Source organism: Fredinandcohnia onubensis (assembly GCF_002734215.1).
GTDB classification, from domain to species: domain Bacteria; phylum Bacillota; class Bacilli; order Bacillales; family Bacillaceae_L; genus Ferdinandcohnia; species Ferdinandcohnia onubensis.
The window spans coordinates 1-22537 of the sequence record NZ_NSEB01000010.1; the positions used below are offsets into that span (position 1 = coordinate 1).

Genomic DNA, 22537 nt, shown 5'->3' on the forward strand with positions numbered 1-22537 from the left:
ATGTGTCTACTCTATAGGGTACATTTTATAAGGGTGAGGGCTTTTTATTTTGGATTCATACGGTTCATTTCCCTAGCTTCATCAGGAGTATCTAATCTCGTTGCGCCAGGATAGTCAAGGGATTGATCACGGTCAGACTCCGTTAATCGCGCCTCTTTATGCTTTTTTTCCTGTCTATCTTTACCCACTTCATTTCCACCTCTTTCTTCCTACATAACTATCCTTTTTTGGGGGATTGTATATAGGGGTATTAGCAATTTCTGATTTCATTTTATTGTTTCATAAAAGGAATTTTAGTATTCAAATAAGGTTAAAATTCATAATTTCTAGCCATAATGGGAATAATGGGAGGTGGAGATATGGAAGGTGTCTTATTTTATTGGATTTCTTGGATGGCCTGGGTGTGTAGTACTTTTTTAATGAAGAAAAACAAAGAAAGACTTTTCCTATCTATTTTGTTTCTTGTAACTATCATATTATCACCGTACTACATTGGAGTGGGTGATATCAAAATAAATAACAGTATCTTTCCAATCTTGTTTTTTTGCGTAAAGGAAATTTCAAAACGACCGAAAAAACAAGTGTTTTATATGCTAATTTGTATTCTTACCATTTCATTAGCATATTGTAGTTTCTTAATGTTCGAATTATATGACCCGGTCTGGCTTTTTTTTAACCGTAATTTGATGCTTGGAGCTGCATTAATATACGTAACTTTAATGTTATTAAAGGATTTCCGTTTACGATTGGTTGGGCTTTTAGTTGGTGCCATACAAGGGGATATTCTTTATGGAATTATTATAAATAATGTTAATTTTTCTTATGAAATTGGTTCATTTGTCTTTTTAGATGTTATTGCAATTAGTTTTTGTTTTATTTTTGTTTGGTCATCCTTAGAACTTCTTCTACATCATGTGGATGTTCTGGTCCAAAAAAACACAAAGGAGAAACACGGTTAGCATGAATGAATATACATACCCTATTCTATTTGGGGTCATATTTGGAGTTGCAGTGCGCCTTTACATGCTGCGTACAGATTATCGTCAGTATCCAACCTATTTACATGGTAAAATCATTCATATTGCGTTAGGTTTTATTGCAGCAGGATTAGGAACTGTAGCAGTACCTTCCATTATGGAAGAGGATTTTACCGCAATCACCTTTTTAACGATTGCCGCTTCGCAATTTCGGGATGTCCGAAATATGGAGCGAAACACACTTACTGAACTTGATTCATACGAACTTGTTCCAAGAGGAAAGACATATATCGAAGGGATCGCGGTTGCCTTCGAAAGTCGAAATTACTTAGTTATTTTTACTTCCTTTTTATCCACCTTTGCCTATTTAGCAATCAATATGTGGGTTGGAATACTTGTGGGTATCATTTGTCTGTTAATTTGCAAAAAGTTAATGGCTGGCAGTAGACTAAAGGATATTGTTGATATCGAGTTTGTTAAGCCATATTTTAAGGATGCGGGCTTGTATGTTGATAATATTTATATCATGAATATTGGACTTCCTGCGAGACAAGAGGAAATATTAGAATATGGGATGGGGTTTATTTTAAAGCCGAAAACGTTTAATGCAAGAGCTACCATTGCAAATTTAGGACAAAGACAAGCCATCCTACATGATGTATCTACCGCTTTGGGGATATTCAGAGATTCGGGGACCCCTGCTCTCACGCCGTTGGCAAAACGAGACTTGAATGATGGACGAGTTGGAATTTTTGTTTTGCCACAAGAAAAGGATGTTGAGAAAGCAATTGAAATAATAGGTCGTGTACCAACATTAGAAAATGCAATCCGAATGCCTACAGAGAGGAACGCAAACGAAAAGGGGCGTCCACTTAAATGAATATCGAAAAATTTGTGTTAGCGGCGATTAAGATGGATACATCAAAGGTTAATGTTTCTGGGGGAACACCCGTGTTTTCATGTCCTACGAAGGAGGAAATGGAGACAGTAGCTGCAAATTTGGAGGCAATCTTAGATGGAATTGCTCACGAAATCAGTGAGAATTTGTACATTATCGTAAAACACTAAACAATTGATTGTTGTTACCATTTATTTTTGATAGAATGTAAAAGCATGACCCTTCTAACGTAGAAGGGTTTATTTTATACATAACGTTGATTTTAATCATATTTTATGTGATATATGTAGTATTAGATAGTTTAGAAGGGAAGAACGCATGTGGCAAAACCAGTAGTGGCTATTGTTGGTCGTCCGAACGTTGGGAAGTCAACAATTTTTAATCGTATAGTAGGAGAAAGAGTATCAATTGTAGAAGATGTACCTGGAGTGACAAGGGATCGAATCTATAGTTCAGGTGAATGGTTGAATCAAGAATTTAGCATTATTGATACAGGTGGTATTGATATCGGTGATGAACCTTTTCTTGCCCAAATTAGACATCAAGCTGAAATCGCAATCGATGAAGCAGATGTAATTATTTTTATGACAAGTGGTCGCGAAGGCGTGACAAGTGCGGACGAAGAGGTTGCTAAAATATTATATCGCTCCGAAACGCCAGTTGTTTTAGCTGTTAATAAAGTGGACAACCCCGAAATGAGAACAGATATTTATGACTTTTATGCATTGGGATTTGGTGAACCTGTGCCAATTTCAGGCTCCCACGGAATTGGCCTTGGAGATTTGCTAGATGAAGTTATAGGACATTTTCCAAAGGGTGGAGATGAAGAATATGATGAAGACGTCATTAAGTTCTCTCTAATTGGTCGTCCTAATGTAGGAAAGTCATCGCTTGTAAATTCTTTGTTAGGTGAAGAAAGAGTAATCGTAAGTGACATAGCGGGAACCACAAGGGACGCTATAGATACAAAATACACAGTTGATGATAAGGAATATGTCATCATCGATACAGCTGGTATGAGGAAAAAAGGAAAGGTCTATGAAAGCACTGAGAAGTACAGTGTGTTAAGAGCGCTGAAAGCTATTGAACGCTCTGACGTCGTCCTTGTTGTCTTAAATGCTGAGGAAGGTATTATTGAACAAGATAAAAAAATTGCCGGCTATGCTCATGAAGCGGGTAGAGCAGTGGTGATTGTTGTTAATAAATGGGATGCCATAGAAAAAGATGATAAAACCATGAAGGAATTTGAACAAAAAGTACGTGATCATTTCCTATTTCTTGATTACGCACCGATTGTATTTTTGTCTGCAAAAACAAAAAGACGGGTACATACGTTACTACCGATGATTGATATGGCCAGTGAAAACCATACAATGCGTGTTCAAACTAATGTGTTAAATGATGTCATCATGGATGCTGTTGCTATGAACCCGACACCAACAGACAAGGGAAAACGATTAAAAATTTTCTATGTATCACAGGTTGCTGTTAAGCCACCGACTTTCGTTGTATTTGTAAATGAACCTGAATTGATGCATTTTTCTTATGAACGTTTCTTACAGAATCGAATTAGAGATGCTTTTGGTTTTGAAGGTACGCCAATTAAGATAATCGCGAGAGCTCGAAAATAGAAAGGAGAGGAAGTAATGGAGAAGATAACGGTTGTTGGAGCTGGTAGTTGGGGTACTGCACTGGCGCTCGTTCTTGCGGACAATGATCATGAGGTGAGGCTTTGGTCACATCGTAAGGAACAGGTGGATGAGATCAATTCGAAACACACTAACTCAAAATACGTGCCTTCAATTGAGCTTCCAGAAACCATTATTGGGTATTCGGATTTAGACAAATCCTTAAAGGACGTCAAAACAATTGTACTTGCTGTTCCGACAAAAGCAATTCGTGAAGTACTTCAGAAAATAACTCAGGTCATTTCAATTCCTTTAACGATTATTCATGTTAGTAAAGGGATTGAACCGGATACATTAAAGCGGATATCTGAAATGATTGAGGACGAAATGCCGTTAAATTTACTCAAAGATGTTGTTGTTCTTTCTGGGCCTAGTCATGCCGAGGAAGTGGTACTTCGCCATCCAACAACTGTTACAGTGTCATCCAAAAATATGGAAAGTGCTGAATATGTGCAAGACTTATTTATTAATCAGCATTTCCGTGTCTACACAAACCCTGATATTGTGGGTGTAGAAATTGGTGGGGCGTTAAAAAATATTATTGCGTTGGCTGCAGGTATTACGGACGGACTTGGGTATGGTGATAATGCCAAGGCTGCGTTAATCACACGCGGTTTAGCCGAAATTTCTCGTTTGGGTAGCAAAATGGGGGCAAATCCCCTAACTTTCGCTGGATTAACTGGGATTGGAGATTTGATCGTAACCTGTACAAGTGTCCACTCACGGAACTGGCGTGCAGGAAATCTGCTTGGAAAAGGTCAAAGTCTGCAGGAAGTTCTAGATAATATGGGAATGGTTGTCGAAGGTGTTAGGACAACAAAAGCAGCCTATCAGTTAGCTAAAAAAATGGACGTTTCCATGCCCATAACATTTGCCCTATATGATGTTCTTTTCAACGGTCAGTCACCTAAAGAAGCTGTAGATAAACTCATGTCCAGAGGAAGGACAAACGAAATGGCTGATCTTTTCAACTATTTAGAAGAAAAAGGGTCAATGTAGCAAGATTTAGCACACCTACCAGTTTTAGCGTGCATATGATGGCAAGGAGAATACCATATTAGCGGGATTTATTATAATTTCGCATAGCAAGGATTTTCTACTGAGTAAAACGTTTGCACTTTTCTTGCTAAAAATAGGCATTAGACGATACAATTCATGCCTTTTTCGCATAAAATGCAACGTAGTATACTGTGTGGGTTGAGCGATTGGATTAAGGGAATATTTAGTTGTTCAAATTTTGCTGAGGTAAAGGTGCCCCTCTTTACTTCAGTTTTTTTGTTTATTTAGGAATAAAAAAGTCTACATGTTCACAGTTAACAACATTGCCTTAGTTTATAGATGCGTATTATGATATAATATTTGACGGAATGTTAGAGTTGGACAAGGGAGTGAAAAAGGTGACACCAGGATTACTAAAAATGTGGATATCATTTGCAGGCATTGCCTTTATGTTTATCGCTGTTATATCCATTTATCTTAGTCGTTTTAAACTGAAGGGCTTCTTAAAAGGATTAGTAGCCACGATTGCATATATTTTTATGATTCTAGCAGGAATCATTATCTTCTTCGTCGTGTTCAGCGGACCTGTTAGTGAATAAAGATACAAACATAAGGATGGTATTATTATGAGAGTTACGTTACAACTGATGGTAATTGTTTTTTCTTTATCATTACTTACAGGATGCTTGTATCCAAAAGAAAAGCTTACTCAAAACCAAATTCCATATGAAGACCAAATCGCAGATGTTCAGAGGGCGGTTGACCAATTTAAAGAGGATAATGGTGGGCTCTTGCCTATCAAAACAAGAGACATGGAGACTCCTCTATATCAAAAATATCCGATTGATTTTACTCGACTTTCACCCAAGTACATAGCCGAACCTCCTGGTAATGCATATGAAACTGGTGGAGTTTATTTATATGTTTTAGTTAATGTAGAGACAAATCCAACTGTTAAACTTTTAGATGTACGAATTTCAGAGGAAATTAGTGAATTAAATTTACGAGTAGAAATGTATCGGTCATCGAATGGATATGCACCATTTAAAGACCAACTACAAACAAATGTATTTACTTTGGATTATAGCAAGTTAGGTTTGAAAGAAGAACCTTTTGTGGTTAGTCCTTTTACGGGAAAAAATTTACCACTCTTGATAACGAACACAAATGAGATATTTGTAGACTATCGTATGGATTTATTTGAGTATTTAACAAAGTATGAGCATACCTATCAAACAGGTGATGATATTCGGGATATTTTAGTTGAACATTCAATGTTTGTTCCAATCAATTCCCTCCCCACTACGATTGATGATAAAAATGAACCAATATTTTTAAATAAATAAGTCATGAACCCTTCTTTTAGACATAAACTCTAAGAGAAGGGTTTTTAATTTGTAAATTATGTTCAAAAAGTGTAAGAAATATAGCTTGCTAGGGTAGTTTTCAGTCTTCTTTTTGAACTCAACTTTGCTGCTACATATTATGGGGGGAATTTTTTTCTAGAAATAGTCATATTTAATTAGGACAACGTCATACAAATATAATGTCCTAGAATATGTAGTAAACGGATAAAATTATCCCAAGAACTGTAAAATCGGGAGGGATCACACTTGGAAAAGGTAGATATTTTTAAAGATATCGCTGAGCGCACCGGTGGCGATATATATTTAGGAGTCGTTGGTGCAGTTAGAACTGGCAAATCTACTTTCATAAAGAAGTTCATGGAATTAGTAGTCTTACCGAATATTGGTAGTGAGGCAGATAAGGCACGCGCACAGGATGAGTTACCACAAAGTGCTGCAGGAAGAACAATTATGACAACAGAACCAAAGTTTGTTCCAAATCAAGCTGTTTCTGTACATGTTGAAGAGGGGCTTGATGTTAACATTCGCCTTGTGGATTGTGTGGGATACACGGTTCCAGGTGCAAAGGGCTATGAGGATGAAAATGGGCCCCGTATGATAAACACTCCTTGGTATGAAGAGCCTATTCCTTTTCATGAAGCAGCTGAAATTGGCACAAGAAAAGTAATTCAGGAGCATTCAACAATTGGGGTTGTGGTAACAACAGACGGCTCAATTGGGGAGATTCCAAGAAGAGATTATATTGAAGCAGAAGAGCGTGTGATTGAGGAACTTAAAGAGGTAGGAAAACCATTTATTATGGTTATAAACACTGTTCATCCTCATCACCCAGAGACAGATTCGCTTCGTAAAGAGTTAAATGAAAAATACGATATTCCGGTATTAGCAATGAGCGTTGAAAGCATGCGTGAAGCAGATGTATTCAATGTTCTTCGTGAAGCACTTTATGAGTTCCCAGTACTAGAGGTAAATGTAAATCTACCAAGCTGGGTAATGGTCTTGAGAGAGGATCATTGGTTAAGAGAAAGCTATCAAGATGCTGTGAAAGATACAGTCCAAGATATCAAGCGGTTACGAGATGTTGATCGCGTTGTTGGGCAATTTAGTGAATATGACTTTATTGACCAAGCAAGCTTGGCTGGTATCGAAATGGGGCAGGGTGTAGCTGAAATTGATTTATATGCTCCAGATGATTTATATGATCAAATCCTTAAGGAAGTAGTGGGTGTTGAAATCCGCGGAAAAGATCATCTCTTACAGTTAATGCAAGACTTTGCGCATGCAAAAGCAGAGTATGATCAAGTGGCAGATGCACTAAAAATGGTGAAACAAACGGGTTATGGAATTGCAGCACCAGCGTTATCTGACATGAGTCTTGATGAGCCTGAAATTATTCGCCAAGGTTCAAGATTTGGAGTTCGCTTAAAGGCTGTTGCGCCATCTATTCATATGATTAAGGTAGATGTAGAATCTGAATTTGCGCCGATTATTGGCACAGAAAAACAAAGTGAAGAATTGGTCCGATACTTGATGCAAGACTTTGAAGATGATCCACTTTCTATCTGGAATTCAGATATATTTGGCAGATCGTTAAGCTCCATTGTACGTGAAGGTATCCAGGCGAAATTATCTTTAATGCCTGAAAATGCGCGCTACAAGCTTAAAGAAACGCTTGAAAGAATCATTAACGAAGGTTCGGGCGGACTAATTGCTATCATATTATAGGATAAGGGCTCCTCACAAGGGAGTCTTTTTTTTTATGCAATAATTGCACAAAAAGAGGCGAATTTGCTTACGGAACACTAATGTGATAAGCTTTTTACAAAAAAACAGAGACGAATTGGTGAAATATACATAAAAAGGTAAAATTTCTGTTGAAATATATTGAATTATGTCTAATAATCGTTTATTATAAGGCATGTTAGTATCAGACTAACGTTGTAGACACTTGATGACACAAGACTCGCAGAGCAATGAATAATCACTCATATTGAATGAATAGCATATTTGGGAGGAGGTGAATGTCATGAACAAAACAGATTTAGTTAACGCGGTGGCTGAAAGTGCTGAACTATCTAAGAAGGATGCTACAAAAGCTGTTGATGCAGTTTTTGATTCAATTCTTGAAGCCCTTAAAGGTGGAGACAAAGTTCAGTTAATCGGATTTGGTAACTTTGAGGTCCGTGAGCGTGCTGCTCGTAAAGGTCGTAATCCTCAAACTGGTGAAGAAATCGAAATTGCTGCTAGCAAGGTTCCTGCATTTAAACCAGGAAAGGCGCTTAAGGATGCAGTAAAATAATTTTACATAGAAACTATGTGAAAGATAACAAAGAGGGTCGTTTTTAACGACTCTTTTTTGTTTTCTGTACATAATTATGCTAGAATCAATGGACTGGCAGTACGTAATAAGAAGAGGGGTTGGCTCAAATGACTTCCATAGATTATAAAAAAATAGAGCAGGCAGTAACCATGATTTTAGAAGCAATCGGCGAAGATCCACAGAGAGAAGGACTAGTCGATACGCCAAAAAGAGTCTCTAAAATGTATGCGGAAGTGTTCTCAGGTCTTCAAGATGACCCAAAAGAATATTTTCAAACGATTTTCGGTGAGGAACATGAGGAGTTAGTGCTTGTCAAAGACATCCCATTTTTCTCAATGTGTGAGCACCATCTTGTCCCATTTTTTGGTCACGCACACGTTGCTTATATTCCTAAAGGCGGTAAGGTAACTGGTTTAAGCAAGCTTGCACGCGCCGTAGAAGCAGTCGCTAAAAGACCTCAATTGCAAGAAAGAATTACCTCAACAATTGCTGATTCCATCGTTGAAACCCTACAACCTCATGGGGTAATGGTAGTAATTGAAGCAGAACATATGTGTATGACGATGCGGGGAGTGAAAAAACCAGGAGCAAAAACAGTTACTTCTGCTGTTCGTGGAATATTACAAAAAGACCCAGCTGCTCGCAGTGAGGTATTATCTTTAATTAAGAATTGACATACGTAATGAAGTACGAGATAGTAAAAAAGATGTGAGTTTCACTCATTTTCCATTAAGTGTTGAATGAGTTAAAATTTCCTTTACATAGCATTCATAGGAGTGAAGAAGGATGAGTAATAATTCAAACTCAGAGTTTATTGTAATTAAAGCAGTAGAAGATGGAGTGAATGTAATCGGTTTAACGAGAGGATCGGATACACGCTTTCATCATTCAGAGAAATTAGATAGAGGCGAAGTAATGATTGCTCAATTTACTGAACATACTTCAGCAATAAAAGTTCGTGGTCATGCAATTATTCAAACGAGTCATGGAGAAACTGAATCAGATTCCAAAAGATGAAGCAGGTAATTCCTGCTTTTTCTTTTGGAATGCATAAAACTAAGGGAAAAACTATGGGATATATGTTATAATTAACGTTGTTTTAAAGAGACTAATATAAAGACCTTCAAAATAGATAATTTTTTATTTAAATTGGGGAAACAAGGGTGATTGATTTGCATGACATCAAGGAAATAGTTGCCAATCTTAAGGAGCGTATTGAGGTTAAAACAAGACACTCATACCTTCAAAGATATATGGAAACACCTAGCATAGATGAAGATAAGATATTATTATTAAATTCGATATGCGAGGATTTACTTTTGCCAAAAGAGCAATTGGAAAACTATATAGTAACAACTATGCTTGTTCAACAGGCATTGGATACCCATGAATCAGTCCCCAATCGACTTTCCTATTCAGAAGAACGCATGCGCAGTCAGCAGTTGGCTGTATTGGCGGGAGATTATTTTAGCGGATTATATTATAAACTTCTGGCTCAGGTCTCTGATATCAACTTCATACGAGTACTTGCAGAAGGAATTAAAGAAGTTAATGAAGCGAAAATTTATTTGTATCAAATGGACAATGAAGATATAGACAGGCTTTTTGCTTGTGTGACTACAGTTGAATCGGCCATTTTTCAAAAAATCGTAAAAAGCTTTCAAATAAAAAAATGGGAAGAGCTCATTTTGAATTTTTTGTTATTAAAACGACTACTGCATGAAAGAGAACAGTATTTAGAGAATGGGAATTCAATTCTCTTCAAGACTCTAAAGAAAATAGTTTTTCATCAAGAAAAACAAGTTCAGGAAGCAGAAGTAATGATCGTTTTTAACAGGCAGCTTTCTTATGTAACAAATAAGTTGGAGCAGTTTTTAGCAACGAACCCGAAAATGAACAGTATGCTATTAAATCGAGTTAATGAGTTGCGATTTGAAGGTGCTTCAATTTCGATGAATAAGATTGTGGAAGAAGGGTAATTATGGAGCAATCTAAAGAACAGCGTGTACACCATGTGTTTGAAAAAATATATAAAAATTATGACCAAATGAATTCTGTGATTAGCTTCCAACAACATAAAGCTTGGCGTAAAGATACAATGAAACGAATGGATGTCCAAAAAGGTTCCTCCGCGTTAGATCTTTGTTGTGGAACTGCAGATTGGACGATTGCGCTCGCAGATGCAGTGGGTGCTACAGGGAAAGTGGTTGGTCTGGACTTTAGTAAAAATATGCTGAAAATTGGCCAAGAGAAGGTAGACAAGCTGCAATTAAATCAGGTTAAATTGGTACATGGAAACGCCATGGAATTGCCGTTTGAGGATAATTCCTTTGACTATGTAACAATTGGCTTTGGCTTGCGCAATGTTCCAGATTATATGACCGTTTTAAAAGAAATGCAAAGGGTAGTAAAACCTGGTGGCAAGGTTGTTTGTTTAGAAACTTCACAACCAACAATAATTGGATTTCGTCAATTATACTTTTTCTATTTTCGTTTTATAATGCCAGTTTTCGGAAAGCTTTTTGCAAAAAGTTATCAGGAATATTCATGGTTGCAAGAATCTGCCCGTGATTTTCCAGGCATGAAAGAATTAGCAAATATGTTTCGAGAAGCAGGCTTAAAAGACATTGAAGTTAAACCGTACACTTTAGGTGTAGCTGCTATGCATTTAGGGTATAAGAAATAATGTTTTCGCGTCATATTTTTGTAAACTAAGGTGAAACTCATGAAATTATCTTTGATGTATTCGTATTTGAATACAGATTTAGCCATTATAGAAAAGGAACTGGAGGCTTCCATTAAAGGGGAGCATCCTGTTCTTCAGCAAGCTGGATTGCATTTATTGCAATCAGGTGGAAAACGATTGCGACCTGTTTTTGTCCTATTAGGTGGCAAATTCGGTAAGTATGATATTAATGTGATTAAAAACGTAGCCGTAACACTTGAGCTTATTCATACAGCATCGCTTGTCCATGATGATGTGATTGATGACGCGGACCTACGTCGTGGCAAGCCTACCATTAAAGCTAAATGGGACAATAAGATTGCGATGTATGCGGGAGATTATATACTTGGAAGTTCATTAGAAATCATCACGAAGCTTGATAATCCTTTATTACATAAACTTCTTGCTCATACAATCGTCGAGGTATGTTTAGGTGAAATTGAGCAAATTAAGGATAAATATCGGTTTGATCAAGACCTACGGTGTTATTTGCGTCGTATTAAACGGAAAACGGCCCTATTAATCGCAAGTAGCTGCCAACTAGGTGCAATTGCTGCAGGTGTTCCTTCTGATGTCCATAAAAAACTGTATTTATTTGGTTATTATGTTGGAATGGCCTTCCAAATTACAGATGATATTCTAGATTTTACAGGAACTGATCAACAACTAGGAAAACCTGCTGGTAGTGACTTGATGCAAGGGAATATTACATTGCCTGTTCTATATGCAATGAAGGATGAGAAACTAAAAGCCCTTATTACTCAAGTTTCAGAACATACAACATCTGCTGAAATTAAACCTTTAATCACGTTGATTAAACAATCAGATGCAATCAAGCAGTCCGAGGCTATAAGTAACCGTTATTTAGATAAAGCGTATAAGGTATTAGAAGAATTACCTTCTGGTCGTGCTAGAAATACGCTTTATAATATTGCAAAATATATCGGAAAAAGAAAATTTTAACTTTAACTGACCCCTTTGTAACCTACCTCGTGTTGTCATTAAAAAACTGATCGCAAAAACGCTAAAGTGTATTTGATGAATAAAGTTGCAAACCAATCGAAATAGTGTTACTATTTTGATTGGTCGCTAAAAAATGACTATTATACATATTTTGGTGGGGTGGAGAGAATTATGGAAAAAACGTTTTTAATGGTTAAGCCTGATGGAGTTCAACGTCAATTAATCGGTGAGATTGTTTCACGCTTTGAAAGAAAGGGCTTTCAATTAGTCGGGGCCAAATTAATGGTAATTTCTGAAGAGCTTGCTGGAGAACATTATGGTGAGCATAAAGAGCGTCCATTCTTTGGAGAGCTTGTAGATTTCATCACTTCTGGTCCAGTATTTGCAATGGTTTGGCAAGGTGAGAATGTAATTGCAACTGCACGTCAAATGATGGGCGCAACAAATCCGAAGGATGCCCTTCCAGGAACAATTCGTGGTGATTTTGGATTAACCGTTGGAAAGAACGTTATTCACGGTTCTGATTCACCAGCAAGTGCTGAACGTGAAATTGCGCTTTTCTTCAAAGAAGAAGAAGTAGCGGCATACGAAAAGGTTATTAATAACTGGATTTATTAATCCATCAAAAACCAGCTCTATTAGGGCTGGTTTTTCTTAAGGAACCTTCCATTATCAGCACCAAAATTATGTTTAGTTTTTAGGAGATCGCTATGAACACAGATTACATAACTTTTACCCAACAAATAAAAAGGAAAACAGGTATTGATTTACGTTTATATAAGGAAGCTCAAATGCTAAGAAGGCTTACATCGTTATATGAAAAAAGGGGATACGTGAGTTTTGTTGATTACTATAAGGGCCTTGAAAAGGACAATGAACTATTTCACGAATTTTTGGATCGAATGACGATCAATGTTTCCGAATTTTATCGAAATGCGAAAAGGTGGGAAATACTAGAAAAAAAGATCCTCCCCAAACTTATAGAAAAGAATCGAAATCTAAAAGTATGGAGCGCTGCATGTTCTGCGGGTGAGGAACCTTATACTCTAGCAATGATTCTATCGAAATTTTTGCCTTTACAAAAAGTATCGATTTTAGCTACAGATATTGATGAAAATATACTAGCTAGAGCAAAGCTTGGTGTGTACTCTGAGCGCGCACTTCAAGAGCTCCCGAATGACATGAAGAATCATTTTTTTTCGCAAAAGGATACTTATTATCATATCAAACCTGAGATTAAAAAGACGGTGACCTTTAGAAAGCAAAATTTATTAGCAGACCCATTCGATGCTGATTTTGATCTAATCGTCTGTCGTAATGTCTTGATCTATTTTACAGAAGAGGCTAAAGATATGGTATACAAAAAGTTTAGTAATGCCTTAAAAAGTAAAGGAATTTTGTTTGTAGGTAGTACTGAACAAATTTTCAATCCTGGTTCATATCATTTAGAAACCGAAGATACATTTTTTTATCGAAAAAAATAAAGCATTCAAAATAAAACGTCAGAAAAATGACAAATCTAATAATGTTTGCTACGATATAGTAATCGAATTTGCCTATGGGTGAATTCTTTTTCTTTATCACAATGTATATAATCATAGAAATTTTTGAAAAAATCTATCCGGATTTACAGAGATTATGATATATTGGTACATAATCGCTTTAAATTACGAAAGTGAAATTTTTTTCACTATTGCATATAAGGGGGAAACATACATGAGATACTTAACAGCTGGTGAATCACACGGGCCACAGCTTACAACCATACTTGAAGGTGTACCTGCTGGTCTTGAAATTACTGCAGAAGATATAAACTTTGAACTTGCTAGACGTCAAAAAGGACATGGACGAGGCAGAAGAATGCAAATTGAAAAGGACCAAGTGCAAATTGCAAGTGGTGTTAGGCACGGTAAAACATTGGGGTCTCCAATTGCATTAGTCGTTGAAAACAATGACTGGAAACACTGGACGAAAATAATGGGTATCGATCCAATTACTGATGAAGAGGCAGAAGATATTAAGCGTAAAATTACACGTCCACGCCCTGGACATGCAGACCTTAATGGAGCTATCAAATACGGACATCGCGATATGAGAAATGTTCTTGAAAGATCTTCAGCACGTGAAACGACAGTACGAGTTGCAGCTGGAGCAGTAGCTAAAAAATTCTTGGCATCTCTAGGGATTCAGGTTGCTGGGCATGTATTAGAAATTGGTGGAGTACGTGCGAAGAACACTACATATTCAACCCTGGAAGAATTGAAAGTAAAAACCGAAGAATCTTCAGTCAGATGTTTGGATGAAGACGCGGGAATTCAAATGATGAATGCCATTGATGAAGCAAAGAAAAATGGTGATTCCATCGGCGGGATTGTAGAAGTCATCGTTGAAGGTGTACCTGCAGGTGTAGGAAGCTATGTTCATTATGACCGTAAACTAGATTCGAAAATTGCAGCAGCGATGGTAAGTATCAATGCCTTTAAAGGTGTTGAGTTTGGTATTGGATTTGATGCGGCAAGAATTCCTGGAAGTCAGGTTCATGACGAAATCATTTGGGATAAAGAAGATGGATATAAGCGTAGAACCAATAATTTAGGCGGCTTTGAAGGCGGTATGACAAACGGTATGCCTATTGTTGTTCGAGGTGTAATGAAGCCAATCCCAACTCTTTATAAACCATTAAAAAGCGTAGATATTGAAACAAAAGAAGTATTTGAAGCAAGTATAGAAAGATCTGATAGCTGTGCAGTACCTGCCGCATCAGTTGTAGCTGAGGCAGTCGTGGCTTGGGAAGTTGCAAACGCAATTGTTGAACAATTTGGACAAGACAGAATCGATTTAATTCAAGAAAATGTAGCGAAAATGCGTGAGTATACGAGGGAATTCTAATGGACCAGTTAACCATAGCAACAAAATCGAAAACCTACCCAATGTACATTGGAACTGAAATTATCGATCAATTGCCACGGGTTATTAAGGATACTTGTAAATCGGTATCAAAGGTACTTGTTATAAGTGATGAATCTGTTGCGTCACTTTATTTAGAGAAAGTAAAAGAAATCCTTAAGGCCCAATTTGATGAACCGTTATCATTCGTTATTCCTGCTGGAGAAAGTGCAAAATCTTTTGAAATGTATTATCAATGTCAGACCTTTGCGCTGGAAAAAGGGTTAGACCGTTCTTCGGTGATTCTTGCATTAGGTGGGGGTGTTGTTGGCGATTTAGCCGGTTTTGTCGCGGCAACATTCATGCGTGGCATCCCATTTATCCAAATTCCAACTACATTACTTGCTCATGACAGTGCAGTTGGAGGGAAGGTTGCCATTAATCATGAACTTGGAAAAAATATGATTGGTGCTTTTCATCAACCGAATGCGGTATTATATGATATTGATTTAATGAAGACATTGCCAAAAATCGAGCTTCGTTCGGGCTTTGCCGAGGTCATAAAGCATGGATTAATTTGGGATCCGGAGTTTTATGAGTGGCTAACTGAAAACATTACGTCTTTGAACGATTTAAAAGGTGAAAAGCTTCAATATGCTGTATTAAAAGGTGTGGCCGTAAAGGCAAAGGTTGTTTCCGAGGACGAACAAGAAAAAGGACTACGTGCTATCTTAAACTTTGGGCATACCTTAGGTCATGCTATTGAAGCTGAATCTGGTTATGGAAAGATTACCCATGGAGATGGCGTTGCGATTGGGATGATTTTTGCATTAAAGGTGAGTGAAAAAATCTTTAATCGTAATCTATCATCTGAAAATATTAAAGAATGGTTCAGCTTGTTTAGGTTCCCAACAAGTATTCCTGAACAATTAGAAGCTGAAAAATTACTTGAACGAATGAAGCATGATAAAAAAGCTACCTCTGGTAAAGTAAAAATGGTCTTGTTAAAAAATATTGGGGAAACTGTAATTCAAGATATAGAAGATGAGCATCTACTCCGTTTCTTAGAGGATTTTATTTAAGTTAAGATGTCTTCATGCAAAAAAGGAGGAGTGTAAATGATAAGGGGAATACGTGGCGCTACAACTATTAAAGAAAATAATAGACAAGAAATTTTAGCAGCTACTGAGCAGCTATTGCGTGACATGATCACTGAAAACCACATTGAAGCTGCAGATGTTGCACAAGTTGTATTTTCAGTTACCGATGATATTGATGCAGCTTTTCCTGCTGCAGCAGCAAGACAGATTGATGGGTGGACATTTGTTCCAGTAATAAGTATGAGAGAAATTCCTGTACCAGGTTCATTGCCAATGTGTATTCGTATATTGATGACTGTGAATACTATGGCAAAACAAGAAGAAATCAATCATGTTTATCAAAATGGAGCGATCGTACTAAGACCGGACCTTTCAACCGTACAAGGTAAATAAACTATACATTGACAAATGGAAGATGTATATGATAAATTTAGTTACAATATTTGATAAAGTTAGAGTTTAGTAAGTTTTCTGTGAAGTTTAGAGTTGAGTTTAGGGTAGATGAGAATGAGAGAGTTTAGCCGAGGTTAGCAGAGTTTAGTTATGTTACTTCTACCCAAAGATACGAATGTGTCTTTGGGTTGTTTATTTTTATCGTTTTTTAATTCAAAAAGCGATTCCTATCTTCAAATACCTCCTAAATCCTCATTCTCCATATTATATGGAGGAGTGAGCTAAATGAATACGTATGATTTTTCCTCGTTTGCGTCCGATGCAGAACAATATCGGACAATTCCGATTGTCAAACGTTTCTTAGTTGATACGTTGACACCCATTCAAATTTTTCAAAACCTAGAAAATGAAGCATCCTTTCTGCTTGAAAGTAAGGATCATGAATCCGAGTGGTCTCGGTATTCATTTATTGGCTTAAAGCCGTTCCTGTTTATGGATGAAAATAAAGGTCACTACTACGTGAAAAATGAAAACCAGCAAAGCTTGGTAAAAAAGCCAACAATGAAGGATGCATTTAACTGGATTAAGGATTACCTTGCCTTAAAACCGCTTGATATCGAAATCCCCTTTTATGGAGGGGCAGTTGGATATATTGGGTATGATGCAATCTCAACATTTGAAAAGGTAGATGAGCACTCAAACAATGATTTAAACATGGAACGCTATCAATTTTTCTTTTGTGAAACGATTTTAGCGTTAGACCATCATTCACGCGAGTTGATTGTCGTTCATTTTGTTCGATTAAACGGCGGTGAAGATGATCGGATTCAAAAGGCTGTTTTCGATCATGCCCACTCAAAAATCAATATGTATTTGTCCCGAATCATTCAAAACAAAGAGCAAAGTGAAATGTTACTACTTCCAAAATTACATGAAATACCGAATGTAAAAGATATAAAAACGAACTTCGAAAAACAGGATTTCTTAGATGCTGTTAGTAAAATAAAGAACTATATCACGGATGGCGATATTTTTCAGGCGGTCTTATCACAACGCTTTGAAATTCCGGTCTCAGTAAGTGGATTTCAGCTTTACCGTGTCTTACGGATGGTAAATCCTTCACCTTATTTGTTTTATATCAAGATTAATGATATCGAAATCGTAGGTAGCTCACCAGAGCGCTTAATCAAAGTTCATAACAAACATCTTGAGATTCACCCGATTGCAGGTACAAGACGGAGAGGGAAGACGAAAGAAGAAGATGAAGCACTTGCATCGGAATTGCTTCAGGATGAAAAAGAGATGGCGGAGCATTATATGCTAGTCGATTTAGCACGTAATGATATTGGAAGGGTATCTACATTTGGCTCTGTTAAAACGCCTGTATTAATGGAAATTGGTCGATTTTCACATGTGATGCACATTATCTCAAAGGTCACTGGTGAATTAGATGAGAAAATTGATCCATTAGATGCGTTACAAGCAGCTTTCCCAGCAGGAACTGTATCTGGAGCACCTAAAATTCGAGCAATGCAAATTATCTCAGAGCTGGAACCAACCGCTCGAAACTTATATGCCGGCACCATTGCTTATATTGGCTTTGATGGAAATATAGATTCCTGTATTACAATTCGGACGGCGATTATAAAAGATGGTGTTGCTTACGTCCAGGCGGGAGCAGGTATCGTTGCCGATTCAGTTCCTGAACATGAGTGGATGGAAACCGTAAATAAAGCAAGTGCCTTAATTCAAACAATCCAGTTAGCAGAAGAAGCATTCGATAAGGAGGATATTCATGTTTAAACAACTTTTAAATAAATGTATCACTGGTGAGGTACTAACTGAAGAAGAAAGCTATCGAGTGATGGACGTGATTATGTCTGGTGATGCAACGGCAAGCCAGATTGCAAGTTTACTTTCAATCCTTCGTTTTCGTGGGGAAACAGTCGATGAAATTACTGGCTTTGCAAGAGCGATGAGGGAGCATATGATGCAGCTAGATTATGAAAGTGATCACGTAATAGATACATGTGGAACTGGTGGGGATGGTGCTTCCACCTTTAATATTTCAACTGCAGCTGCAATTATTGTCTCTTCCTTAGGAATAAAAGTTGCAAAGCATGGGAATCGAGCAGTGTCATCAAAAAGTGGTAGTGCGGATGTTTTAGAATATTTAGGTGTTAAGATTCAATCAAGCAAAGAAGAAGCGAAAGAGGCATTAAATAAACGAAATATGAGCTTTTTATTTGCCCCAATCTACCATGCTGCGATGAAACATGCAGTCACACCGAGACAGGAAATTGGATTTCGAACCATTTTTAACCTACTAGGGCCAATGGCAAACCCAGCTAGATGTAAAAGGCAAGTATTAGGTGTGTACTCAACTGAGTACGCTGAAAAGATGGCATATGCCCTTCAAAAACTCGGTTCTGAGCATATTTTATTTGTTTCAGGACGTGATGGGCTAGATGAATGCAGTATCACAACTGAAACAGATATTGTGGAATTAAAAGATGGAAAGATTACAAGATTTGTCCTCTCACCTGAGGATGTCGACCTTCCCCGTGGAAATATGAAGGACATTCAAGTATCTTCCGTGGTTGAGAGCGCAAACCTGTTGCGGGATGTTTTATATGGAAGTGCCAATCAAAGTGCAACGAATATTGTACTATTCAATGCTGGTGCAGCTATTTACATCTCAGGAAAAGCGAACAGTATTCGTGAAGGTGTTGAAATGGCAAGAGAGGCACTTGTAATGGGAATAGCAAGAAACCAATTTGAACAGCTAAGAAATCGTGAGGTGGAGTATTTTGCTAAACAAAATTCTTGAACAGAAGAAAATTGAAGTTAAAAACATTAAGTATCCTGAGATTGACAGTGTTGTAAAGCGAATCTCTTTATATGAAGCGCTATCTAATCCTAATCGTTCCCTTGGTATCATTGCTGAGGTGAAAAAGGCATCGCCTTCTAAGGGTGTGATACGAGAGGATTTTCATCCAGTCGAGGTTGCAACAGAATATGAAGAAGCAAAAGCTGACGCTATTTCAGTATTAACGGATGAACCATTTTTTCAGGGGTCTATTGAATATTTAATGGATATTAAGAAAAATGTAAACATCCCTGTTCTTCGGAAGGATTTTATCGTTGATGCAAAGCAGATTAAACAAAGCGAAAAAATCGGTGCAGATGCGATTTTATTAATTGGAGAAGCACTGGAGCCAAACCAATTACATGAATATTATTGCGAGGCGTATGAAAAAGGCTTAGAGTGTCTTGTTGAAGTCCATTCTAGGGAAACCCTAGAACAGGTGTGTAGCATTTTTACACCTAAAATCCTTGGTATTAATAATCGGAATTTGAAAGTGTTTGAAACTTCGATTACACATACAGAAGAAATTGCAAAGGATGCTCCAGTAGATAGTCTTGTCGTGAGTGAAAGTGGAATCCACACTCCACAAGATATTAAGTCAATTATTGAATATGGGGCAAAGGCAGCACTTATCGGAGAAGCATTTATGCGAGCAGAGTCTCCAGGGATTGGGATTAAGCAAATGTTTGGAGAGGTCCCTCATGCAACGACCTCTCATTAAATATTGTGGAAATAAATCATATGAGGACTTACAAGTGGTTGCAAAAAGCAAAGCGGATTATATCGGATTTATTTTTGCAACCAGTAAGCGAAAAGTAAATCCTGTTGATGTGAAACAATGGTTACAAGAAATTGATCTGCACGATAAACAAACCGTTGGGATCTTTGTTAATGCAGACTTGGAAGAGATAGAAACTGTATTGGCAAATGTCCCTTTATCCGTTATCCAATGTCATGGCTCAGAGTCTGTTGATTTTATTAAACACTTAAAAAAGAAGACCGGGACTAATGTATGGAAGGTTATCCATCATGATGAACAAGCTCTAAGAACGATGGAGGAGTTTGCTGATGTAGCAGATGGTTATGTTGTTGATACAAAGGTAACAAATGTTTGGGGTGGCTCTGGTATCACATTTGATTGGAAGTCAATTCCGATCTATCAACAAGAAGCAAATCGACAAGGGGTTCCTTGTTTCATTGCAGGCGGAATAGGACCTGAAAATATTGAAAACCTACTAAGCTATAAGATCGACGGGTTTGATATCTCAAGCGGGATTGAATATGAAGGAAAGAAAGATCACAATATCATACAAACTATTGAGAAATGGGTGGATAAATTTGAAGAACGTACCAAATGAAAATGGTAGATTCGGAGATTTTGGTGGAAAATTTGTACCGGAAACACTGATGATGCCATTAGAAGAAATCGAAAAGGCATTAGACGAAGCATATCAAGATGAAGAATTCCGTAACGAATATACTCGTATTTTAAAAGAATATTCAGGTCGACCTACAGCACTTACATATGCTGATCAACTAACGAAAGTATTAGGTGGGGCGAAGATCTATTTAAAGCGTGAGGATTTAAATCATACTGGCGCGCACAAAATCAACAATGCGATTGGTCAAGCTCTCTTAGCAAAAAGAATGGGTAAGAAAAAAATAATTGCTGAAACAGGAGCGGGTCAACATGGTGTTGCAGCTGCTACAGTAGCAGCTAAATTTGGATTGGAATGTAAGGTTTTTATGGGTGTAGAGGATATTGAGAGGCAAAAGTTAAATGTGTTTCGAATGAGACTTTTAGGTGCTGAAGTAATTCCAGCTACCAGTGGAAATCAAACATTAAAGGATGCAACGAATGAAGCAATCCGTTACTGGGTACAAAATTGTGATGATCACTACTATATGATTGGCTCGGTAGTAGGTCCACATCCTTATCCGAAAATGGTCCGTGATTTCCAACGAATTATCGGTGATGAAGCAAGAGAGCAGTTTTTAAAACGCGAAAATCAATTGCCTTCTACAGTAGTTGCCTGTGTAGGTGGCGGAAGTAATGCGATTGGGATGTTCTATCCGTTTCTAAATGATGATGTGCGTTTGGTCGGTGCTGAAGCAGCGGGAAAAGGTGTCGATACATTGTTACACGCAGCAACAATTACGAAAGGTACAAAAGGTATTATTCACGGTTCGCTTACGTATCTTCTTCAAGACGAGCACGGCCAAATTACAGAGCCATATTCCATTTCTGCTGGATTGGATTACCCTGGTGTCGGCCCTGAACATGCATATCTTGCAAGCAGTGGAAGAGTGAAATATGAAAGTGTAACCGATCAGGAAGCTCTCGATGCATTGCAATTACTTACTCGTGTTGAAGGAATTATCCCAGCTATCGAATCCGCACATGCAATGGCTAAAGCAATCCAGTTGGCAAAAGAAATGTCACCAGAAGAATCAATCTTAGTTTGTTTATCCGGACGAGGAGACAAAGACGTTCACTCACTAATGACATATCTAGAAGAAGGGGGAGCTAAAAATGAACACAACCTTTACGAACCGATTACCCAAGGCTGAAAAATTATTTATCCCATTTATCGTGGCAGGGGATCCTCATCCTGATGTGACAGTTGAAATCGCACTAACATTACAGGAATCTGGTGCTTCAATCATAGAATTAGGGATTCCATATTCAGATCCATTAGCAGATGGTCCTACTATTCAAAGAGCTTCTGGGCGTGCACTTAAAAATGGGGTTACACTAGAAAACTCAATGAATCTTGTTTCGGTAATGAGAAAAAAAGGTCTAAAAATTCCAGTAATTATCTTTACCTATTACAATCCTGTGCTACAATTAGGAGAAGAAAACTTTTTCGCTTTAGCGCGACAAAATGGTATTGACGGACTACTTGTTCCCGACCTTCCTTTTGAAGAAAGTGAAGACCTCAGAAAAAAATGTGATAATGAGGGATTAAAATTTATCTCTCTAGTTGCACCAACTTCTTCAAATCGAATTGAAAAGATCGCTTCGAATGCACAAGGGTTTTTATATTGTGTTTCATCACTTGGTGTAACGGGTGTTCGAAATTCGCTTAATAATGAGGTATACTCATTTTTACAAGAGGTAAAACGCTATAGTACTATTCCTGTAGCAGTTGGGTTTGGTATTTCTAATTCTTCTCAAGTAGAAGCACTTAAAGACCATTGTGATGGGGTGATCATGGGAAGTGCCCTTATCCAAAAGATCGAAGAGTATCTACCAGAATTAGTTAATGAAGAAACAAGAGCTACCGCCTTATCCCATTTTAAAAATTTTGTAGATGATGTATTGCATCCAATTAACAGTTAAGAGGTGTAG

Annotated in this window: 26 protein-coding genes; 25 read left to right on the forward strand and 1 reads right to left on the reverse strand. The window is 37.5% G+C overall.

Annotated elements, in window-relative coordinates:
- Positions 1 to 44: 44 nt before the first annotated feature.
- Entirely contained in the window at positions 45 to 188 is a 144-nt protein-coding gene (locus tag CKK03_RS11385; RefSeq protein ID WP_099351709.1) for a YpzI family protein, read from the reverse strand.
- Positions 189 to 359: 171 nt separating this feature from the next.
- Here CKK03_RS11385 and CKK03_RS11390 point away from each other — a divergent pair, with 171 nt between their 5' ends.
- The 25 genes from CKK03_RS11390 (at position 360) to trpA (ending at position 22528) form a co-directional block, all read left to right on the forward strand.
- On the forward strand, positions 360 to 959 hold the full coding sequence (locus CKK03_RS11390; protein WP_099362706.1) for a YphA family membrane protein: 600 nt from the start codon (positions 360 to 362) through the stop codon (positions 957 to 959).
- Position 960: 1 nt separating this feature from the next.
- A complete protein-coding gene (locus CKK03_RS11395) occupies positions 961 to 1857 on the forward strand; it encodes a YIEGIA family protein (protein WP_099362707.1) in 897 nt (298 codons plus the stop codon).
- Positions 1854 to 2045, forward strand: coding sequence for a capping complex subunit for YIEGIA (locus CKK03_RS11400; protein WP_099362708.1), 192 nt, complete (start codon positions 1854 to 1856; stop codon positions 2043 to 2045). Before CKK03_RS11395 ends, CKK03_RS11400 begins: the two co-directional genes overlap by 4 nt.
- A gap of 150 nt (positions 2046 to 2195) precedes the next feature.
- A complete protein-coding gene (gene der / locus CKK03_RS11405) occupies positions 2196 to 3506 on the forward strand; it encodes a ribosome biogenesis GTPase Der (protein WP_099362709.1) in 1311 nt (436 codons plus the stop codon).
- A gap of 15 nt (positions 3507 to 3521) precedes the next feature.
- Positions 3522 to 4562, forward strand: a complete 1041-nt coding sequence (locus tag CKK03_RS11410) for an NAD(P)H-dependent glycerol-3-phosphate dehydrogenase (protein ID WP_099362710.1) — start codon at positions 3522 to 3524, stop codon at positions 4560 to 4562.
- A 398-nt stretch (positions 4563 to 4960) separates the two neighbouring features.
- A complete protein-coding gene (locus CKK03_RS11415) occupies positions 4961 to 5161 on the forward strand; it encodes a DUF2768 domain-containing protein (RefSeq protein ID WP_099351703.1) in 201 nt (66 codons plus the stop codon).
- 27 nt (positions 5162 to 5188) lie between these two features.
- Positions 5189 to 5908 carry a YphF family lipoprotein gene (locus CKK03_RS11420; RefSeq protein WP_099362711.1) on the forward strand — a complete coding sequence of 240 codons (720 nt, stop codon included), beginning with the start codon at positions 5189 to 5191 and terminating at the stop codon, positions 5906 to 5908.
- A 267-nt stretch (positions 5909 to 6175) separates the two neighbouring features.
- Positions 6176 to 7654, forward strand: a complete 1479-nt coding sequence (spoIVA, locus tag CKK03_RS11425) for a stage IV sporulation protein A (RefSeq protein WP_099362712.1) — start codon at positions 6176 to 6178, stop codon at positions 7652 to 7654.
- A 301-nt stretch (positions 7655 to 7955) separates the two neighbouring features.
- Complete coding sequence (gene hbs, locus CKK03_RS11430) at positions 7956 to 8228, forward strand: non-specific DNA-binding protein Hbs (protein ID WP_077618610.1); 273 nt, start codon at positions 7956 to 7958, stop codon at positions 8226 to 8228.
- A gap of 128 nt (positions 8229 to 8356) precedes the next feature.
- On the forward strand, positions 8357 to 8923 hold the full coding sequence (folE, locus tag CKK03_RS11435) for a GTP cyclohydrolase I FolE (protein ID WP_099362713.1): 567 nt from the start codon (positions 8357 to 8359) through the stop codon (positions 8921 to 8923).
- Positions 8924 to 9035: 112 nt separating this feature from the next.
- Entirely contained in the window at positions 9036 to 9266 is a 231-nt protein-coding gene (mtrB, locus tag CKK03_RS11440; RefSeq protein WP_099362714.1) for a trp RNA-binding attenuation protein MtrB, read from the forward strand.
- Positions 9267 to 9412: 146 nt separating this feature from the next.
- On the forward strand, positions 9413 to 10228 hold the full coding sequence (locus CKK03_RS11445; RefSeq protein ID WP_099362715.1) for a heptaprenyl diphosphate synthase component 1: 816 nt from the start codon (positions 9413 to 9415) through the stop codon (positions 10226 to 10228).
- 2 nt (positions 10229 to 10230) lie between these two features.
- Positions 10231 to 10935: a demethylmenaquinone methyltransferase gene (locus tag CKK03_RS11450; RefSeq protein WP_099362716.1), complete on the forward strand. Its 705-nt coding sequence runs from the start codon at positions 10231 to 10233 to the stop codon at positions 10933 to 10935.
- Positions 10936 to 10974: 39 nt separating this feature from the next.
- Entirely contained in the window at positions 10975 to 11937 is a 963-nt protein-coding gene (gene hepT / locus CKK03_RS11455; RefSeq protein ID WP_099362717.1) for a heptaprenyl diphosphate synthase component II, read from the forward strand.
- A gap of 171 nt (positions 11938 to 12108) precedes the next feature.
- Positions 12109 to 12555, forward strand: a complete 447-nt coding sequence (gene ndk, locus CKK03_RS11460; RefSeq protein WP_099362718.1) for a nucleoside-diphosphate kinase — start codon at positions 12109 to 12111, stop codon at positions 12553 to 12555.
- A 92-nt stretch (positions 12556 to 12647) separates the two neighbouring features.
- Positions 12648 to 13421 carry a CheR family methyltransferase gene (locus tag CKK03_RS11465; RefSeq protein WP_099362719.1) on the forward strand — a complete coding sequence of 258 codons (774 nt, stop codon included), beginning with the start codon at positions 12648 to 12650 and terminating at the stop codon, positions 13419 to 13421.
- Between the two features lie 232 nt (positions 13422 to 13653).
- Positions 13654 to 14826, forward strand: a complete 1173-nt coding sequence (aroC, locus tag CKK03_RS11470; RefSeq protein WP_099362720.1) for a chorismate synthase — start codon at positions 13654 to 13656, stop codon at positions 14824 to 14826.
- Positions 14826 to 15905 carry a 3-dehydroquinate synthase gene (aroB, locus tag CKK03_RS11475; protein ID WP_099362721.1) on the forward strand — a complete coding sequence of 360 codons (1080 nt, stop codon included), beginning with the start codon at positions 14826 to 14828 and terminating at the stop codon, positions 15903 to 15905. Before aroC ends, aroB begins: the two co-directional genes overlap by 1 nt.
- Positions 15906 to 15941: 36 nt before the next feature.
- Positions 15942 to 16316 (forward strand): chorismate mutase, encoded by a 375-nt coding sequence (gene aroH / locus CKK03_RS11480; RefSeq protein ID WP_099362722.1) that lies wholly within the window; start codon positions 15942 to 15944, stop codon positions 16314 to 16316.
- A gap of 285 nt (positions 16317 to 16601) precedes the next feature.
- Positions 16602 to 18119 carry an anthranilate synthase component I gene (gene trpE / locus CKK03_RS11485; RefSeq protein WP_099362723.1) on the forward strand — a complete coding sequence of 506 codons (1518 nt, stop codon included), beginning with the start codon at positions 16602 to 16604 and terminating at the stop codon, positions 18117 to 18119.
- Complete coding sequence (gene trpD / locus CKK03_RS11490; RefSeq protein ID WP_099362724.1) at positions 18112 to 19146, forward strand: anthranilate phosphoribosyltransferase; 1035 nt, start codon at positions 18112 to 18114, stop codon at positions 19144 to 19146. The genes trpE and trpD overlap by 8 nt, the downstream gene beginning before the upstream one ends.
- Positions 19127 to 19906: an indole-3-glycerol phosphate synthase TrpC gene (trpC, locus tag CKK03_RS11495; protein WP_099362725.1), complete on the forward strand. Its 780-nt coding sequence runs from the start codon at positions 19127 to 19129 to the stop codon at positions 19904 to 19906. The genes trpD and trpC overlap by 20 nt, the downstream gene beginning before the upstream one ends.
- Entirely contained in the window at positions 19887 to 20543 is a 657-nt protein-coding gene (locus tag CKK03_RS11500) for a phosphoribosylanthranilate isomerase (protein ID WP_099362726.1), read from the forward strand. The genes trpC and CKK03_RS11500 overlap by 20 nt, the downstream gene beginning before the upstream one ends.
- On the forward strand, positions 20524 to 21756 hold the full coding sequence (gene trpB / locus CKK03_RS11505; RefSeq protein WP_099362727.1) for a tryptophan synthase subunit beta: 1233 nt from the start codon (positions 20524 to 20526) through the stop codon (positions 21754 to 21756). Before CKK03_RS11500 ends, trpB begins: the two co-directional genes overlap by 20 nt.
- Positions 21719 to 22528 (forward strand): tryptophan synthase subunit alpha, encoded by an 810-nt coding sequence (trpA, locus tag CKK03_RS11510; RefSeq protein ID WP_099362728.1) that lies wholly within the window; start codon positions 21719 to 21721, stop codon positions 22526 to 22528. Before trpB ends, trpA begins: the two co-directional genes overlap by 38 nt.
- The last annotated feature ends 9 nt before the right edge of the window (positions 22529 to 22537 follow it).

Bases quoted from the DNA above. Each gene is read 5' to 3' on its own strand.
- CKK03_RS11390 (WP_099362706.1), top strand. From the start codon at position 360: ATGGAAGGTGTCTTATTTTATTGGATTTCTTGGATGGCCTGGGTGTGT.
- CKK03_RS11395 (WP_099362707.1), top strand. From the start codon at position 961: ATGAATGAATATACATACCCTATTCTATTTGGGGTCATATTTGGAGTT.
- CKK03_RS11400 (WP_099362708.1), top strand. From the start codon at position 1,854: ATGAATATCGAAAAATTTGTGTTAGCGGCGATTAAGATGGATACATCA.
- CKK03_RS11410 (WP_099362710.1), top strand. From the start codon at position 3,522: ATGGAGAAGATAACGGTTGTTGGAGCTGGTAGTTGGGGTACTGCACTG.
- CKK03_RS11420 (WP_099362711.1), top strand. From the start codon at position 5,189: ATGAGAGTTACGTTACAACTGATGGTAATTGTTTTTTCTTTATCATTA.
- hbs (WP_077618610.1), top strand. From the start codon at position 7,956: ATGAACAAAACAGATTTAGTTAACGCGGTGGCTGAAAGTGCTGAACTA.
- folE (WP_099362713.1), top strand. From the start codon at position 8,357: ATGACTTCCATAGATTATAAAAAAATAGAGCAGGCAGTAACCATGATT.
- mtrB (WP_099362714.1), top strand. From the start codon at position 9,036: ATGAGTAATAATTCAAACTCAGAGTTTATTGTAATTAAAGCAGTAGAA.
- CKK03_RS11450 (WP_099362716.1), top strand. From the start codon at position 10,231: ATGGAGCAATCTAAAGAACAGCGTGTACACCATGTGTTTGAAAAAATA.
- hepT (WP_099362717.1), top strand. From the start codon at position 10,975: ATGAAATTATCTTTGATGTATTCGTATTTGAATACAGATTTAGCCATT.
- ndk (WP_099362718.1), top strand. From the start codon at position 12,109: ATGGAAAAAACGTTTTTAATGGTTAAGCCTGATGGAGTTCAACGTCAA.
- CKK03_RS11465 (WP_099362719.1), top strand. From the start codon at position 12,648: ATGAACACAGATTACATAACTTTTACCCAACAAATAAAAAGGAAAACA.
- aroC (WP_099362720.1), top strand. From the start codon at position 13,654: ATGAGATACTTAACAGCTGGTGAATCACACGGGCCACAGCTTACAACC.
- aroB (WP_099362721.1), top strand. From the start codon at position 14,826: ATGGACCAGTTAACCATAGCAACAAAATCGAAAACCTACCCAATGTAC.
- aroH (WP_099362722.1), top strand. From the start codon at position 15,942: ATGATAAGGGGAATACGTGGCGCTACAACTATTAAAGAAAATAATAGA.
- trpE (WP_099362723.1), top strand. From the start codon at position 16,602: ATGAATACGTATGATTTTTCCTCGTTTGCGTCCGATGCAGAACAATAT.
- trpD (WP_099362724.1), top strand. From the start codon at position 18,112: ATGTTTAAACAACTTTTAAATAAATGTATCACTGGTGAGGTACTAACT.
- CKK03_RS11500 (WP_099362726.1), top strand. From the start codon at position 19,887: ATGCAACGACCTCTCATTAAATATTGTGGAAATAAATCATATGAGGAC.
- trpA (WP_099362728.1), top strand. From the start codon at position 21,719: ATGAACACAACCTTTACGAACCGATTACCCAAGGCTGAAAAATTATTT.